General features: G+C 42.1%; 20 protein-coding genes and 1 tRNA gene. 9 read left to right on the top strand and 12 right to left on the bottom strand.

Going from position 1 to position 15311, the window contains the following annotated elements; translation table 11 throughout:
• Positions 1-39 precede the first annotated feature (39 nt).
• Genes ACYVRA_RS03755 through ACYVRA_RS03765 form a run of 3 tightly spaced genes read right to left on the bottom strand, consistent with a single transcriptional unit; the run spans position 40 to position 940 of the window.
• A complete protein-coding gene (locus ACYVRA_RS03755; RefSeq protein WP_461251412.1) occupies positions 40-366 on the bottom strand; it encodes a type II toxin-antitoxin system PemK/MazF family toxin in 327 nt (108 codons plus the stop codon).
• Positions 363-596, bottom strand: a complete 234-nt coding sequence (locus ACYVRA_RS03760; protein WP_461251413.1) for a hypothetical protein — start codon at positions 594-596, stop codon at positions 363-365. Before ACYVRA_RS03760 ends, ACYVRA_RS03755 begins: the two co-directional genes overlap by 4 nt.
• A 20-nt stretch (positions 597-616) precedes the next feature.
• Positions 617-940, bottom strand: coding sequence for a helix-turn-helix domain-containing protein (locus ACYVRA_RS03765; protein ID WP_461251414.1), 324 nt, complete (start codon positions 938-940; stop codon positions 617-619).
• A 203-nt stretch (positions 941-1143) separates the two neighbouring features.
• Here ACYVRA_RS03765 and ACYVRA_RS03770 point away from each other — a divergent pair, with 203 nt between their 5' ends.
• From ACYVRA_RS03770 to ACYVRA_RS03785, 4 genes are all read left to right on the top strand, one after another.
• Complete coding sequence (locus ACYVRA_RS03770) at positions 1144-1302, top strand: hypothetical protein (protein WP_461251415.1); 159 nt, start codon at positions 1144-1146, stop codon at positions 1300-1302.
• Positions 1303-1395: 93 nt separating this feature from the next.
• Positions 1396-1581 (top strand): hypothetical protein, encoded by a 186-nt coding sequence (locus ACYVRA_RS03775; RefSeq protein WP_461251416.1) that lies wholly within the window; start codon positions 1396-1398, stop codon positions 1579-1581.
• 81 nt (positions 1582-1662) lie between these two features.
• Complete coding sequence (locus ACYVRA_RS03780; protein WP_461251417.1) at positions 1663-2073, top strand: DUF4418 family protein; 411 nt, start codon at positions 1663-1665, stop codon at positions 2071-2073.
• 160 nt (positions 2074-2233) lie between these two features.
• Positions 2234-3304 (top strand): uroporphyrinogen decarboxylase family protein, encoded by a 1071-nt coding sequence (locus ACYVRA_RS03785; RefSeq protein ID WP_461251418.1) that lies wholly within the window; start codon positions 2234-2236, stop codon positions 3302-3304.
• 3 nt (positions 3305-3307) lie between these two features.
• Here ACYVRA_RS03785 and atpC read toward each other — a convergent pair whose 3' ends face one another.
• From atpC to ACYVRA_RS03830, 9 genes are all read right to left on the bottom strand, one after another.
• Positions 3308-3718: an ATP synthase F1 subunit epsilon gene (gene atpC / locus ACYVRA_RS03790; RefSeq protein WP_461251419.1), complete on the bottom strand. Its 411-nt coding sequence runs from the start codon at positions 3716-3718 to the stop codon at positions 3308-3310.
• Positions 3718-5112 (bottom strand): F0F1 ATP synthase subunit beta, encoded by a 1395-nt coding sequence (gene atpD / locus ACYVRA_RS03795; RefSeq protein ID WP_461251420.1) that lies wholly within the window; start codon positions 5110-5112, stop codon positions 3718-3720. The genes atpC and atpD overlap by 1 nt, the downstream gene beginning before the upstream one ends.
• A 13-nt stretch (positions 5113-5125) precedes the next feature.
• Positions 5126-6019 carry an ATP synthase F1 subunit gamma gene (atpG, locus tag ACYVRA_RS03800; RefSeq protein WP_461251421.1) on the bottom strand — a complete coding sequence of 298 codons (894 nt, stop codon included), beginning with the start codon at positions 6017-6019 and terminating at the stop codon, positions 5126-5128.
• Entirely contained in the window at positions 6020-7522 is a 1503-nt protein-coding gene (gene atpA / locus ACYVRA_RS03805; RefSeq protein ID WP_461251422.1) for a F0F1 ATP synthase subunit alpha, read from the bottom strand. It abuts the gene before it with no gap.
• Complete coding sequence (gene atpH / locus ACYVRA_RS03810) at positions 7515-8063, bottom strand: ATP synthase F1 subunit delta (protein WP_461251423.1); 549 nt, start codon at positions 8061-8063, stop codon at positions 7515-7517. The genes atpA and atpH overlap by 8 nt, the downstream gene beginning before the upstream one ends.
• A gap of 1 nt (position 8064) precedes the next feature.
• A complete protein-coding gene (locus ACYVRA_RS03815) occupies positions 8065-8559 on the bottom strand; it encodes an ATP synthase F0 subunit B (protein WP_461251424.1) in 495 nt (164 codons plus the stop codon).
• Positions 8560-8565: 6 nt separating this feature from the next.
• Positions 8566-8796, bottom strand: coding sequence for an ATP synthase F0 subunit C (gene atpE, locus ACYVRA_RS03820; protein WP_461251425.1), 231 nt, complete (start codon positions 8794-8796; stop codon positions 8566-8568).
• A gap of 50 nt (positions 8797-8846) precedes the next feature.
• Positions 8847-9572, bottom strand: coding sequence for a F0F1 ATP synthase subunit A (locus ACYVRA_RS03825; RefSeq protein WP_461251426.1), 726 nt, complete (start codon positions 9570-9572; stop codon positions 8847-8849).
• A gap of 73 nt (positions 9573-9645) precedes the next feature.
• Positions 9646-10161: a shikimate kinase gene (locus tag ACYVRA_RS03830; protein ID WP_461251427.1), complete on the bottom strand. Its 516-nt coding sequence runs from the start codon at positions 10159-10161 to the stop codon at positions 9646-9648.
• Between the two features lie 44 nt (positions 10162-10205).
• Here ACYVRA_RS03830 and ACYVRA_RS03835 point away from each other — a divergent pair, with 44 nt between their 5' ends.
• The 5 genes from ACYVRA_RS03835 to ACYVRA_RS03855 all read left to right on the top strand — a co-directional run.
• Positions 10206-10925, top strand: a complete 720-nt coding sequence (locus ACYVRA_RS03835) for a PrsW family glutamic-type intramembrane protease (RefSeq protein WP_461251428.1) — start codon at positions 10206-10208, stop codon at positions 10923-10925.
• Positions 10926-10938: 13 nt separating this feature from the next.
• Positions 10939-11011, top strand: a tRNA-Met gene (locus ACYVRA_RS03840).
• Positions 11012-11162: 151 nt separating this feature from the next.
• Positions 11163-12401 (top strand): AAA family ATPase, encoded by a 1239-nt coding sequence (locus tag ACYVRA_RS03845; RefSeq protein ID WP_461251429.1) that lies wholly within the window; start codon positions 11163-11165, stop codon positions 12399-12401.
• On the top strand, positions 12398-13057 hold the full coding sequence (locus ACYVRA_RS03850) for a hypothetical protein (RefSeq protein WP_461251430.1): 660 nt from the start codon (positions 12398-12400) through the stop codon (positions 13055-13057). Before ACYVRA_RS03845 ends, ACYVRA_RS03850 begins: the two co-directional genes overlap by 4 nt.
• A 314-nt stretch (positions 13058-13371) precedes the next feature.
• A partial coding sequence (locus ACYVRA_RS03855) for an SNF2-related protein (protein ID WP_461251431.1) occupies positions 13372-15311 on the top strand: 1940 nt, incomplete at its 3' end.

Here is a 15311-nt window from a genome sequence, read left to right on the forward strand (position 1 = left end):
TTTTTTTCGTTAAATAATCAAGCTTTTATTGTCAAGTTTTTAATCAATTCCTATTGCTATGGATAACGCTTGCCACAATTCGATAAGTTTTTCTTCAGAAAGATTTCCCACATAATCGGTTAATCGTGTTTTTAAGATACTGATAAGCTCATCGCAGCGTATTGCGCTAGAGTGTTTTAGTCCTTCTTCAACGCCGACCTGAACCTGAGTGCTAAGCCCCTCATAATTGGTGTATACTGGCGCGCAAATAAGAGTAGAATAGGTACTGTCGATAAGTTCTTGCCTTGAAACAATTACATACACCCTTTGTTTTTTGGTGTCTGTTTTTGAACCAAGAGAAACTCGATAAAGTTCTCCCCGTTTCATAATATTGCCTGAAATTTCAAGTTTTCTTCAGCTTCTTTGTTAAATCGTTTTGCGTTAGCATTTATTATTTCAATATCCCGTTGTCTGCGTTCATGTTTTTTTAGCTCATTGATGTAATAGGCAAGAGCAGTTTCAATAAATTGAGAAATATTCATGTCCTTGTTGAACAGGGCAAGTTCCTTCAACAGAGAATTAGACAGCGAAACAGATTTTTTTACCTTTGTTATCATACTACTAAAATACTACTTTTTTATTTCAATGTCAAGTTTTTCCCTGCCCAAGCATTTACCGCAATCAAGACATTTTCCTGATCCGCAGAACTGAGTTTCCGGTACATAGTCACCAGTTTTCTTTCAATATCGTTTAAGCCTTCCGGCTCAATTCCCGTCACAAGGTATTCCGCCGATGTTTCAAGCAGTTTCGCTATTTCAACTCCTTCTTTGATGTTTGGATAAGTTTTCCGAGTCATCCACTTTCTGAATGTGCCAAAAGGGACACTAATTTTACCGGCAACCCATTCTTGTGTCGTATTTTTAGCTCTTATCTCGTTTTTTAGCCTTATCCAGAAATCCATATCGCTATTTTATTCCAAAAAAAGGTCAAATTTGGCTTATTTGACTTGACATATAGAGCAATATTGCGCTATTATTTTGAATGGTAGAGCATATTTAGAACAAATATCCAAAAAGATAGGCAAATTTGAGCCTGTTAAAAATGGATAAGGACATTCTTAGAATGTTGAAAACGGTATGAAAGAACCGCAAAGGAAATAACGTAATGAAAAAATACAAATGGCTTATTGCCGGGATAGCCGCCCTGTTATTAACTACGGCGATTGTTCTTAATGTGTCTGCAAAACCAACAAATTCAATGGACAGCGAATGTGCCGAGGACGGTTCATGTTGCGAGGATGAAAATACTTGTACTTGCAAATAACAAATATAGTGTTTAATCCCTGTAAAGGGTAAACAAATAAATTTGACGGCGGGAAAGACCGTGCGCCTCCAGAGCAGGCGAAGGAGCTTCTGTATGAAGAAAAACAAAATTTTGGTTTTAGCCCTGGTGAGCTTACTGATGGCGAGCGGATTGGTTGTTGTAGCATGTAGCTCTCCATGTGAGTGTTATAAAGGCGGAGATTGTAAAAAAGATAGTAGTTTAGAGGATTATTGTCCGGCTAAAGGCTGGCAATCAACGCGGAATTGTGATTGTGGATAAAAGATGTAGGTTACATACCCAACACTTTTGGTGTAATAAACGCAGAACAGAGTTTGCGGTATGTAACCTAATAAGGGAAAAATGAAAAAAAGCATTTTCACCTGCGGAGTTGTAGTTGTACTTGGCTTACTAATTGCCATTGGCCCTCAGTTCATATTCAAAGTTTGTACACCGCATGGTGGCGCATTTCCATTGTGCCACTGGACAGCGCAGGCTGAATTAGGCATGGGAATGTTAATCGCCGCATTGGGCATCTGTCTTATCGTTTTTACCGATTCAAAAACGCAGATTGGACTGACAATAGGAATATTATTTGCAAGTATATTGGTTATTGGCTTGCCGCACGCACTTATCGGCGGATGCAAATCAAGTGAGATGGCTTGCCGCAGAGTTGCTTTTCCGGCACTTACCGTCGTCGGTATTGTTTTATTGGTATATTCGATAATTCTTATAGTTTTAAGTGAACGAGAGATTTCACACAAAGATCACTAAGGTACAAAGAACACAAAGAAATCAGGAATTTTTGTCCGTTATCTTATCGTGAAGCTCATGTATAGTCTTCGGACAATAACCTCTATTCCCTCTTCGTGATCTTCTCTTCCTTAGTGTTCTTTGTGAGAGATATATGCTATACTCTTAATAGGAGAAAATAATGTCAGAAATACTAAATATCGAAACAAAGAAAAAATTGATAGAAGCGAACTGGCGCATGGAGAGCTTGAACGAGACGCCATATATCATCGAAGTTGGTCCTATGCACATGGGAACCAAAAAATATTACAATAACCCGGACGCGGAAATTGAATGGGCGGAAGATCACGCCAAAAAGAGGGAAGGCGTTTACGATTACGGCTTCCCCAACATTAAGCCCAATCAAGGGATCAACATCGTGGCGGGAGCGTTTGGCTGTAATTGCAAAGTCAACGATGAAGCCGACCCCTGGGTTGACTGCATTATACGCGAGGAAAATGTCGATGACGTTTTCAAGTTGAAAGTCCCCGACCCTGTAAACAATCCCTATTTTGAACAGGCATGGAAACACGTTGAGGCGTTGCAAAGCAAGTCGAAAATTCCGTTGCGGGTTGTCAATGTTCCCTCTCCGCTTGTTACAGCGTCCCTCATTTGGGAATATACTTCTTTTATAGAAGCAACGCTTGTCTATCCTGACGAAGTTCACGCGCTTATGGATAAAATCACGGAAGCGACTATCGGCTATATTAAAGAAATGTTTAAACGGATAACAAATCTCTACGGAGTGAGCCACGAGTTTTGGTATGTGCCAAAAGAGATGGGTATCCGCGTGAGCGACGATACTGCCGCCCTTCTTTCCCCAAACCTGTACCGTGAATTTGGAGTAAAGTACAACTCAATGATAGCGAAAGAATTTAACGGCATTGTAGTACACTCCTGCGGCGACGTATCCAATGTCGCGGAAGCGATGATGGAAATCCCCGGACTGCGCGGCCTTGATTTCACTATCCCGCAAGTGCAAAATTGGGAAAAAGTCCGCGACGCGGTATCGGGAAAAACTCCCCTCTGTTTGCGTCACTTTTACTGGGATCATCTTGACGACGGACTTTCAAGCGTAGACGATTTAGCCGCCTATTCAAAAAAACTGATTGACTTTTTCGGGCGCAAGGGCGTATTTATTCAAACATCAACAAAAACCCCGGAAGAAGCCGTTGCGTTAGGTGAAAAAATGCATAAGTTGATGTCGGTGTAAATACTATTTTTGTTCCTCTAAGACTTTCAACCTACATTCCGCACGGCGCAATTTTGCTTTTGCTTTGCCAACATTAAATTTTAATTTTACGTTTTTTAGCGCTTCTTCTGCCTGCTGTTTTGATTCAAGGGCGCGCTCTTTGTCAATTTCTTCCGGCCATTCGGCGTTATCTGTCATCAGAACGTTTTTGTGTTCTTTCACTTCCAAAACGCCGCCGCTGACAAAGGCGGCGCGCCAGTTGCCGTTTTCGTCTTTAATGCGGAGTATGCCAGTAACGGAGAGCGCGGTAAAGGGGGAATGGTTTGCGTATATTCCGATTTCGCCGTCTTCAAGACCGAGGGCGATCGCCTCCACTTTGCCGGAATAAAAGAGCCGCCGAGGAGTATGAACCTCGAAGTTAAAAAGAGCGGGCATTATTTTGGCCTTCCCATAACGTCATCTATGCCGCCTGCCATGTAAAAGGACTGTTCGGGGATTGAATCACATTCGCCGTCAAGTATCATTTTGAAGCCACGGACGGTTTCCTTGACTGGCACATAACGCCCCGGAATACCGGTAAATTTTTCCCCGACAAAGAAAGGCTGGCTGAAAAAACGCTGAATCTTTCTGGCCCTGGAGACGGTGAGTTTGTCTTCCTCAGAAAGTTCGTCCATGCCCAAAATGGCGATTATGTCCTGTAACTCTTTGTAACGCTGTAAAATCTGTTGGGTGCGTCGGGCGGTTTTGTAGTGCTCATCGCCTACAACTGCCGCGTCGAGAATGCGAGAGCTTGAAGCGAGCGGATCGACAGAGGGATAAATTCCCAACTCTACGATTTTGCGCGACAGCGTGGTGGTCGCGTCAAGGTGGGCGAAGGTTGTCGCAGGCGCGGGATCGGTAAGATCGTCAGCGGGGACATAAACCGCTTGAATACTGGTGATCGATCCTTTTGATGTGCTTGCAATCCTCTCTTGAAGACTGCCCATCTCGTTGGCGAGTGTTGGCTGATAACCGACCGCGCTTGGGATACGTCCAAGAAGAGCGGAAACTTCAGCGCCCGCTTGAATGAAGCGGAAAATGTTATCGACAAAGAGAAGCACGTCCTGCTTGTCCTGATCGCGGAAATGTTCCGCCATTGTAAGACCGGCAAGCGCGACCCTCATTCTCGCTCCAGGCGGCTCATTCATCTGACCGAAAACAAGCGCTGTTTTTTCAATAACGCCGCTCTCAGTCATTTCTTTCCAAAGGTCGGCTCCTTCCCTTGAGCGTTCGCCAACCCCGGCAAACACCGAGTAGCCTGAATGTTCTGTCGCTATATTGCGGATTAGTTCCATAATAACGACTGTTTTCCCTACACCCGCGCCTCCGAACAGGCCAATTTTGCCGCCTTTAGCGTAAGGCGCGATTAAATCAATTACTTTTATTCCTGTCTCAAGCAGCGCGGTAGCCGGACGCAGTTCGTTAAAATCAGGGGCATTTCGGTGAATAGAATCGTACTGCGCCGCGCTGAACGCGCCCTTATCGTCAATTGGTTCGCCTGTTACGCTGAACATCCGTCCCAAAACTTCTTTGCCGACCGGCACGCTGATGGGGCGGCCTGTATCCTCAACCTCAAGCGCTCTGGACAATCCTTCAGCGGCGGACATCGCGACACAACGCACGCGGTTATCGCCGATATGCTGAAGGACTTCAAGAGTAACGACTCGGTTAAACCCCTCGCCGCCGGTTTTCACTTTTAGCGCGTTCAAAATAAGCGGAACTTGCCCCTGCTCAAAACGCACATCCACAACGGGACCTATTATCTGTGTAATATAACCCTTATTAGCCATCTTTCTCTCCTTATTAATGATCCGCCAATGCCGTAGAACCGCCGGTAATCTCCGCCATTTCCTGCGTAATGCCCGCCTGACGCGCCCGGTTGTAACTTATTTTCAGTGAACCGAGCATGTCTTCGGCGCTTTTGGAAGCCTCGTCCATCGCGTTCATGCGGGCGCTTTGCTCACTCGCGTGAGACTCTACCATCGCCCCGTAAATAACGCCCTTAATATACTGAGGAACCAGCGTGTCAAACACCGCTCCCGTAGACGGCAGAAATTCAAATTTTAGGTCCACTCTTTTTTCGCCGCCGATTTCAAAAATATCATGTTGAATTTTTTCTTTAACAAGAGGAATAATTTGACGCTCTGTCGGCAGAAGTTTTACCATGCTGTACATGTGGGTATACACAATATGAATCGAGTCGAACATTCCCCAAAGGTACTGCGAAATCACATACTCGGTAACTTCTCCGGCGTGTTCCAAAGTAGGTAACTGCGAATGGAAAGAAAAATTTTCCAGAATTGTATAATGAGTATGGGAAAAATAACGATAAGCGATCGCGCCGCCGATAAGTATCAGAACAGGATTTTGCACTTTCGCGCAAAGTTCGTTTACAAGACGAAAAACATTCGCGTTATAACCGCCGGCAAGCCCCTTGTTGCTGGTTATTACAATTATCGCAGTACGATTGGATTTTGAATCATCCGATTTTTTAAAGAATTTGCTCTCGATATGATTCTCACTTGAAAGAATATCGTACATGGATTTTTGAATCCTGTTGAAATACGGCATAGTATCCGCGAGCATTTTTCGCCCTTTACGCAATTTCGCGGTAGAGATAAGATTCATCGCCTTGGTTACTTTTAATGTCTGTTCGATAGCCCGCATCCGCAGGCGCACGTCCCTTAGGCTCGCCATTTATTTTCTCTCCGCTTTAAATGATTTTACCGTTACGCGCAATTCTTCTTCCTGCTGATCTGAAACAACTCCCGTTTCAGCGATGCTCTTCATTAAATCCGCCTTCTGGTCTTTAAGGAATAACAAAAAATCTTTTGCAAACGAAGCAACATTTTCAGTTTTAATATCAAGAAGAAAACCTTCCACCGCAAGAAAAAGAACGACAATCTGTATTTCTAACGGATGCGGCGAATACTGCGGCTGTTTCAGCACTTCCATAAGCCTTTCGCCCTGCGCCAGTTTGTCCTGAGTTGCCTTGTCCAAATCGCTGCCGAACTGCGCGAATGCCGCCATCTCACGGTACTGGGCAAGATCGAGCCTGAGTCTGCCCGAAATTTTTCGCATAGTCTTTGTCTGCGCCGAACCACCGACACGGCTTACAGAAAGACCAACGTCAATCGCAGGACGGAAACCCGAATTAAACAATTCCGTATCAAGAAAAATCTGCCCGTCCGTTATAGAAATTACGTTGGTGGGAATGTAAGACGAAATGTCGCCCGCCTGCGTCTCGACAATGGGCATCGCGGTGATTGAGCCGCCGCCCTTTGTCTGCGCCAGTTTTGCGGCGCGTTCCAAAAGCCGCGAATGTAGATAAAATACATCGCCAGGGAAAGCTTCGCGTCCTGGGGGTCGGCGCAGAAGCAGGCTGATCGCGCGGTAAGCGACGGCGTGTTTGGAAAGATCATCGTAAATTACAAGCACGTCTTTTCCCTGATGTAAAAAATGTTCCGCCATTGCGACCGCCGAATAAGGCGCGATATATTGAAGAGCCGCCGAATCGGAAGCCGACGCAAGCACTACAAAGGTGTAGTCCATTGCGCCGTGTTTCTCAAGGTTATCAACAATTGCCACTACCGAAGACGATTTCTGCCCGATAGCGCAATACACGCAAATAACACCTTTCCCTTTTTGATTGATTATCGTATCAATAGCGATTGCGGTTTTTCCCGTTTGGCGGTCGCCGATTATCAGCTCACGCTGTCCGCGCCCGATGGGGATCATCGCGTCTATGGAAAGGCATCCTGTTTGAAGCGGAGTGTCCACGCTTCCCCGGTCGATTACAGGCGCGGAGGGAGCCTCCATCGGCATAAACTCTTCGGCTGTTATAGGACCCTTGCCGTCAAGTGGTTCGCCAAGCGGATTTATCACCCTGCCAAAGAAAGCGTTACCTGAAGGAATAGACACAACTCTGCCGGTTCGTTTTACTTCTTCGCCGTCTTTAACCAAGTCTTCGCCCGTTAAAATTACGCATCCCGCGTTTTCTTCCTCAAGATTGAAAACAATTCCATGAGCGCCTGAGGCAAATTCAACCATCTCTCCGTAAACTGCGTCGTTAAGGCCGTAGACAGTGGCGACAGAATCGCCCACCTGAACAACAAAGCCCGAACTGCCGGACAAAGCCACGCCCTTCCAATTTTCAATTCGCTCTTTTAAAACTTTAGTTAAATCATCATAGTTAGCCATTGCGGCCTCCTGTACTCTCTTTTAAATGAACTGCCATATCTTCCAATTGCCCCTTTAAACTCGCGTCAATATAATGACTGCCAATCCGCAGAAGGTAACCGCCCAGCAGCTCAGGTCTGACGCGCGTTTTCATTTTAACGCCAGACGCGCCAGTTTTCTCTTTTATCATTCGCGTCATTTCTTCTTCAAAGCCGCTGTCAGCGGGAGTTGCGGATTCGACAGTAACGTCAAGTATCCCGTTTTGCTCATTCAGACCTTGTTCAATCTTTTGCAAAACCAAACCAACTTGCGCGAAACGTTTTTTTTCAACTAACAGACACAGAAAGCGAATCGCGTACTCAATAGCGGGAGTTACTTGTGGAATAGACGCGGCGCTTTCTCTCAGTACTTTTTCAAGTTTTGCCGAGGCGTTGTGCCCAAAAAAAACGCCGTGTACGGTTTTAATCTGCGCGGAAAGCGCCGTAAGGCATAAAAACGCCTCGTTTGCGTCCGCGCCAGAAACGGTCAAAAACGCGCTTGCCCAACGTTGTGCGTGAAACACTTTAACCCTTTCCTTTTTGCGCCGAAAGTTCGTCCAGCAGCATATTCACATAACGCATGTTATCATCGCCTGAAAAATCTTTTGCGGCAAGTTTTGCGGAGACGGCTATTATCAAAGCTGCGGCTTCAAGTTTGAACTTCGTAAGCGCCGCCTGACGTTCCATCTCAATCTGTTTAAGCGCGGCGGCTGTCATATCCTCTACGGAACGCTGACCTTCGGCAATAATCGACTGAGACTGACGCTCGGCGTCTTGATGCGCTATTTTTAAAATTTCATGCGCTTCCGCTTCGACGTTTTTTAGTTTGCTTTCGTATTCGGCAAGCAGTTTCTTCGCCGCTTCTTCGTCCTTCTGCGCCTGATCAATCGAGTCTTGAACACGCTTTGCCCGCTCCGCCATGAACTTTGTTACCGGCTTAAACAATATCGCCTTTAGTACAAAAAACAAAATCGTGATATTGATAATGGTAATTATAAATGTGACGGAAAAATCAAGCATGATTAATCATCCCAATCTTGTGATCAGAAGAATCGAAATAACCAGCCCGTAAATCGCCGTCGATTCAGCTAACGCCACGCCGACAAAGAACATCGGCGTCATTTTTCCGGTTGCCTCCGGTTGGCGCGAAATCGCCTGTAAAAACCCCGATGTTGCAATGCCGATGCCAATACCGGCTCCTAGTCCTGTGACTACCGCGATACCCGCGCCAATCGCAATCAATACTGTCAAATCCATAATTGACCCCCTTTAATATCTGATCGCCTTAAGTGATCAGTAAAATAATTCTATATTTCCTCATTAATTTTTACCGCCTCGCCGATATACAGGCTTGTCAAAAACACAAATATTGCCGCTTGAATCAATCCATCAAAAAAATCAAAGTAGAGCGATAAAGCGACGGGAAGCGCAAGCGGGAACAGCCCCTCGATCATGCTCATCAGCACATAGCCGCCTAACATATTTCCAAATAACCGCAGGGCAAGTGAAATAAGCCTCGTTCCGTATTCCATAATATTGAAGGGAAACATAAATGGAACAGGTTTAAAAAGTTTTAAAACCCAGCCTTTTACCCCTCGCGCCGCAAATCCGCAGACAAGAACAAGCAAAATTGAAATGACCGCAAGCGCCGCCGTTACATTGATGTCCCTTGTGGGGGGGCGGATTTCAAACATCGGAACAAATTCGTGGCCAAAGGCTTTCAGTCCAAGCGGCGACAAAACAGAGAGAATGTTAGCAAGGAGCAGGAACAAAAAGAGCGAACCCATGTATGGGCCAAGATATTTCGCAAATGGGCCAAATTGGTTTTTCGCGAAGTTGTTCAGGAACTCGACCGCGGTTTCTAAAATAGCCTGCGGCCCTGTGGGAACCTGTTTGAGTTTACGCGTGAGAATGAGCGATACGGCAATTAGTATGAGCATTACTACCCATGAAATTATAACTGTTTCAGTTATGGGTATTTTAGTGTTGAATAGAGTGAGAGTAAAAACGGTTTTTATCTCAAGAGCTTTCATTTATACCAGTCGGAAATCTTTATTTTATAGAATTATACACTAGTTTGAGGAATTTACGCAAGCAAGAAAAATGTCAAAATAAACGAGTATGTATCTCGTCAGCTATCACCTGCGGCGATTTCCCCCCAGCTTCAATAACAATATTGGCAATTTGCAGATAAGCCGCCGACCGCCGTTCATGTAAAGCGCGGTGCGTCTCCTGTGGATTTTCCGTTCTGAGGAAGGGCGGCAATTCCCCACCGGCGGCGATTCTATCCCACGCGTTTTTTGCGGAAATATTGAGGTAAACCGTCACCGCGCCTGATTTCTTCAATATAAGTAAAGCTTCGTTATTGTCAATTAACCCTCCGCCTGTGGCAATAACGCGCCGCTTAGCCCCGCCTGTGTCCGCAAGAGCTGCCAGTGCTTCGGCCTCGGCTTTTTGAAAAATAGCCTGGTTTTCGCTAAAAAGCTGACGGGGACTTTTTCCAGTTCTTTGCAAAATAAGCTCATCAATGTCGATAAAATCGCATAAAAACAACGAGGCAAGCGCTTTACCCGCCGTTGTTTTACCGGAATGTTTCGGCCCCATCAGAATTATATCTTTCATATTTACTCTACAAGAATATTTGATAATTTGATAAAATGCTATATATGTCCGGTTCATGGGTTTTATGGGTTTTAATTTTAATTTCCTCGATCCCTGTGGTTGCCGTATACGTTTGGTTTCGTATCGCAAAATATCAAATCTCTCTTGTTCAATTTTTATTCGCGCTTCTCGCAGGCGCTGCGGCGTTTTTTCCCGCTCTTGTTTTGCAAGATATGCTGACGTTTTCCTCTCTCAATCATGGCAGGGGAGCGTTGTTTTATAACTTTTTCATACGAATTGCCTTTACCGAAGAATTAAGCCGGCTTCTTATGCTGTTTATTTTATTTTTTTTCATCTTCCGCGTGAGACCGAAAACCGATGGAAGTCAACCGCTTACCTTCGATGTTATCAAAAAAGGAACCGCCATCGGTCTTGTCGCCGGTCTTGGATTCGCAATCCTTGAAAGCGCAAGATACGCCGCTTCGGACATGAGCGTCAATATTGCATTATTACGAATTTTCACCGCCGCATTGCATGGAGCCTGCAGTTCCAGAGTCGGCAGCGCCGTAGTAATGTTCCGAAAAAATCCCGCACAGGCGCTCTTGCGTTTTTTGTCCGCCGTTGCAATTCACGGTGTTTATGACTTAATGGTAAAAATCCCAGGCTTACCGTCAATTATGGCGATTCTAATAGCGTTCTCCGCCGCAACAACAACGATACTATCCATCCGCGGCGGCTGGGAATCAGTAGGCATAAGTATTGACAAGACCGACAAAAATCAGTAACTTTAAAGAACGACGCAAGGTAGAGCAGTTGGCAGCTCGTCGGGCTCATAACCCGGAGGTCGCAGGTTCGAGTCCTGCCCTTGCTAAAAAACAGGATGTTGAGGGTTGGAAGGCAAGTTCTGCTCTTGCTAGTGTGTTAATTCCTTATGTTATAAGGTTAAGGATATGAAGCGTCTGCCTTTTCTATCTATAAAAAAACAAAAGTCGGTAAAGAAATAACGGAGGGAGGTAAATAAAATGCTGAAAAAATTAACTATTCGGAATTTTAAGGCAATTCAAGACATGACTATTGAATTTACTCCTCTAACCGTATTGATTGGAGAAAACAGTTGCGGTAAAAGTACAATCCTACAAGCCTTGGATTTCCTTTGTTCTGTTTCTTCACGCGATATACATGAGTATTTACGGGAAAAAGAATGGAACTTTGAAGAAATAAAATCTCAATGTAATGGCGGAATTAAAAAGCCTGTTGAATTTATTTCCACATGGAACCTGTTAATGAAAGGTGGCATTGAAACAATCGAGTGGTCTCTTTCGATTGATGTTAATAAAGGATGGTTAATTAAAGAAAAAATCATAAATTTATCTAATAATAAACCTATTTTATCTTACCATATTGATGGTCAAAGCGATATTCCCACTTCACTTGGCCAGTTAAATATACAGTCATCTGCTTTAAAATACGTTGCTGGTACATCAAATAGCACCGATGAGATAGAAATATTGTTTTTTTTATTGTCAGACTCTTCCAGTTTTGGTTTATTGTCCCCTGAAAAAATACGAAGTGGTAATAAACCGACAAACACACGAAATATCGGCGAGGGCGGCGAAGCCTTGGCTTATTGCATTGATAAAATGGTTAAATCTGAAAGACAACAATTAGATAAAATAGTTTCTGATTTGATGGGTTCTCGTATTACTATTCAAACAATCGATCGTGGTAAAAAAGTAGAATTATCGATAATTTTTGAAACCACTGACGATACAATGACTATTGATTCGTTGCATATCAGCGATGGACTTTTACGAATTATTGCATTTGCAGTTATTTCAATGAAAGAAAATGTAATCTATTTAATCACAGAAGATGGTGCTCGTTTAATTACTGAATCTGGTGATTTTTTAGTAGCCTGTAAGGATATTGTTAATAACGGTATGGTTCTTTTGGATGAAATTGAAGACGGAATAAATCCATACCTGACTGAGAAGATAATTTCTTTATTACGCGAGCTAAATAAAAAGCAAGAAAGACAGGTAATTGTTACTACCCACAGCCCGGTGGTACTAAATGACTTTAAACAGGAAGAAATTATTTTCTTATGGAAAGATAAGAACGGTTCAGTTCATTCAAGGAAATTTTTTGATACCGAGGAAATGCGTGCCTCGCTTGATTATCTTAATCCGGGAGAAATATGGGAAAATTACGGAAAAGATGCAATATTGACTAAATTAGGGATTCCTTCTGAGGCACAATGATGATAATATACCTCTGTTGTGAAGGCGTTACAGATTATGCGGCTATCCCTTCGTTGATGAAAAAAGCGGCTGGTAATGTAGAAATGGATGTTCATTGGATAAAAAAATCTGATTTAAAAAGAACAATAATTCACCGAAAAAAGAATGTTTCAATATCAGTCCATAGGAAAAGGATAAAAGCACTTGCCTTAACTGCGGAAAAAAACAATGTTCATTTTATTGCGTACCACAATGACGCCGATAAGAAATATAGTGAAATTTACAGTGAAATAAAATCTGAATTTGATGAGTTAAAAAAATTCCAATGTGTTGCTATAGTTCCAAAAGAAATGATAGAAAGCTGGCTTTTATCTGATGAAAGCGCTTATCCGGCAATACCTGAAACCCCCAAATTACCGTCTAAACCGGAAGAAATATGGGGACAAAAAGACGATAAAAATTCAAATCATCCGTATAACTATTTTGTCAAAGTATTAACCCAATTCAAACTGTCTGATAACCGGGATACATATTCTCTTATTGCCGAAAATACAAACATCGAAGTCCTGAAACAACGGTGTCCGCTTAGTTTTGGTCAATTTTATGCTGATATACGAAACTTTATTGAAACGGCAAACACCCTCACACCATCCCCACCTTATCAATCTCCCCCATGATTCGGGCAGTCCCTATCAGAGTAAGCACAATCTTCTGGTAATGTTTAAAATCATCCGCCAAGTGAAACAGACGTAATTCCCTATCTAAAGCGGCAAGTTTCCAAAAAAGGCTGAAATAAAAAATAACGTGAAAAAGAAAGAGAATGATAAGCCAACAGATCGTAGCTTATAATTTGTGGATTCTAAATAGTATATTCTTTGTAGATACCCCTTTATAAATTAATCATTCAAATCTTGTCCACAATGAATGAATATGCTATAATAATGTTATAAAATAAAGGAATTTATATGAATTTTGAGGTAAATAATTAAGCATGGCGTCAATAATCGACAATAGAAACAAAACAATGCTTGAATCCCTAACAAATTCGTTAAAACAGGCAGAGAGTGTTGATATATTAACGGCTTTTTTTTATTTCTCAGGTTTTAACGCACTGGCAAATGAATTAAAAGATAAAAAAATTCGTATTTTGGTAGGCAAGTCCATTGATCCGGAAACAATAAACGAATTATGCAATGTAGTTAATGAAGATCCAAATGAAAGTTTAGAGCCTTTTACCACTCGTGGATATTCACGACTTAGCAACTTACAAAAAAAGAAATTGTATATAGACAGTTTTATCGGATTATTTAACAAGTCAACTTTGGCTGAGGAATTTGATGAAACAGAAAGCCAGATAGTATTTAAAATGTTTCTGGACAAACTGAATGACGGCTCTCTTGAAATCAGGCTTACAAACGAACCTAATCATGCAAAAGTTTATATTCTTACAAACAAACCCAACCAAGAAAAATTAAACTTTGGAAATGAAAAAGGCGTTGTTTTTATGGGTTCGTCAAATTTTACTTATAATGGGCTTCTTGGACAGGGTGAGATGAACGGCAGCACAACTGATAATGACAAATACGGTGAACATAAAAACCATTTTGAAGAATTATGGAATGACAGCAGGGCGATTGATATAAGAATAAAAAACGGAAATAATGAGTTTGTAGAAGAATTAAAAAAGAAATTATGGTTTTTTGCAAAGCCTTCTCCATATAATATTTTTATCCGCATCTTATTTGAGTTATATGATTCGATTGATAACAGTAAGATTAAAAATCCAAGTGAAATTTCAGGTGGAAAGTTTATTAATCTTAAATATCAAATTGACGCAATAAAAATAGGCGTTGATTGTATTAATAAAAATAACGGCGTGATTATTGCCGATGTAGTCGGACTTGGCAAATCAATTATTGCTTCGGCTATAGCATACAATTTAGATATTCAAAAAACCGTAATAATTTCCCCGCCGCATTTGATAGAACAATGGAATGGGTATCAGCAGGATTTTGGTCTACGAGGCGTGAAAGTTGAAAGTAGCGGTAAAATTGAGGAATTATATAAAAATTATGCAACCGACCCTAATCCGATCTTGTATATCATTGATGAGGCACATAGGTATAGAAACGAGTTAACCGATACATACCAATATCTACACCAACTAACACGTTCTAACGCTAAAAATAAAATTATATTGCTTACCGCCACGCCGTATAATAACCGTCCGCAAGATTTATTCGCGCTAGTAAAATTATTTCAAACGCCAAGCCATTCAACAATTAATACAGTTGAAAATTTAGGCTTCCGCTTCCGTGAGTTAATTGCCAGATACAATAAACTGGAAAAAGAAGGCAAACATGATCTTACAGAACCGTTAAAAATAGAATTGGAGAAACTAAGCCGTGAATTAAGACAACTAATTGAACCTATTATTGTTCGACGTAGCCGAATTGACTTAATGGAAATTAATGAATATGCGGAGGATTTGAAATTACAAGGTATAGAATTTCCAGAAGTAGTAGGACCAGAACTTATAGAATATGATTTAGGCGACATAAGGGATTTATACATTGATACATTGGAAAAATTAAGCAAGGAATTTAATTGTTCACGTTATAACCCTTCTGCATATTTGATTGACCATAAATCTTTTATGGACAAATACGGTGAATTTTTTGAAGAGACAAATATTCAGCTATTTCAGGCAAACCTTGCAAAATTCGTAAAAAGATTGCTGGTTATGCGTTTTGAAAGTTCCAAAGCGGCGTTTAAGATTACACTTGATAATATTCTTTTATCTTATGAAAACATGAAAAAATGGTGGGAAAAAGGATATGTGCCTATCAAGAAAAGAGGTTATTTACCTGACCCGGACGAGGCAGAAATAGAAGAAACATTAAATGAAATTAATGATATGGATACAGAACC

It is taken from the genome of Treponema sp. R8-4-B8 (assembly GCF_054786175.1).

Excerpts from the sequence above, each read along its gene's own strand:
- ACYVRA_RS03755 (WP_461251412.1), bottom strand. The coding sequence starts at position 366 with ATGAAACGGGGAGAACTTTATCGAGTTTCTCTTGGTTCAAAAACAGAC.
- ACYVRA_RS03760 (WP_461251413.1), bottom strand. The coding sequence starts at position 596 with ATGATAACAAAGGTAAAAAAATCTGTTTCGCTGTCTAATTCTCTGTTG.
- ACYVRA_RS03765 (WP_461251414.1), bottom strand. The coding sequence starts at position 940 with ATGGATTTCTGGATAAGGCTAAAAAACGAGATAAGAGCTAAAAATACG.
- ACYVRA_RS03770 (WP_461251415.1), top strand. The coding sequence starts at position 1,144 with ATGAAAAAATACAAATGGCTTATTGCCGGGATAGCCGCCCTGTTATTA.
- ACYVRA_RS03775 (WP_461251416.1), top strand. The coding sequence starts at position 1,396 with ATGAAGAAAAACAAAATTTTGGTTTTAGCCCTGGTGAGCTTACTGATG.
- ACYVRA_RS03780 (WP_461251417.1), top strand. The coding sequence starts at position 1,663 with ATGAAAAAAAGCATTTTCACCTGCGGAGTTGTAGTTGTACTTGGCTTA.
- ACYVRA_RS03785 (WP_461251418.1), top strand. The coding sequence starts at position 2,234 with ATGTCAGAAATACTAAATATCGAAACAAAGAAAAAATTGATAGAAGCG.
- atpC (WP_461251419.1), bottom strand. The coding sequence starts at position 3,718 with ATGCCCGCTCTTTTTAACTTCGAGGTTCATACTCCTCGGCGGCTCTTT.
- atpD (WP_461251420.1), bottom strand. The coding sequence starts at position 5,112 with ATGGCTAATAAGGGTTATATTACACAGATAATAGGTCCCGTTGTGGAT.
- atpG (WP_461251421.1), bottom strand. The coding sequence starts at position 6,019 with ATGGCGAGCCTAAGGGACGTGCGCCTGCGGATGCGGGCTATCGAACAG.
- atpA (WP_461251422.1), bottom strand. The coding sequence starts at position 7,522 with ATGGCTAACTATGATGATTTAACTAAAGTTTTAAAAGAGCGAATTGAA.
- ACYVRA_RS03815 (WP_461251424.1), bottom strand. The coding sequence starts at position 8,559 with ATGCTTGATTTTTCCGTCACATTTATAATTACCATTATCAATATCACG.
- atpE (WP_461251425.1), bottom strand. The coding sequence starts at position 8,796 with ATGGATTTGACAGTATTGATTGCGATTGGCGCGGGTATCGCGGTAGTC.
- ACYVRA_RS03825 (WP_461251426.1), bottom strand. The coding sequence starts at position 9,572 with ATGAAAGCTCTTGAGATAAAAACCGTTTTTACTCTCACTCTATTCAAC.
- ACYVRA_RS03830 (WP_461251427.1), bottom strand. The coding sequence starts at position 10,161 with ATGAAAGATATAATTCTGATGGGGCCGAAACATTCCGGTAAAACAACG.
- ACYVRA_RS03835 (WP_461251428.1), top strand. The coding sequence starts at position 10,206 with ATGTCCGGTTCATGGGTTTTATGGGTTTTAATTTTAATTTCCTCGATC.
- ACYVRA_RS03845 (WP_461251429.1), top strand. The coding sequence starts at position 11,163 with ATGCTGAAAAAATTAACTATTCGGAATTTTAAGGCAATTCAAGACATG.
- ACYVRA_RS03850 (WP_461251430.1), top strand. The coding sequence starts at position 12,398 with ATGATGATAATATACCTCTGTTGTGAAGGCGTTACAGATTATGCGGCT.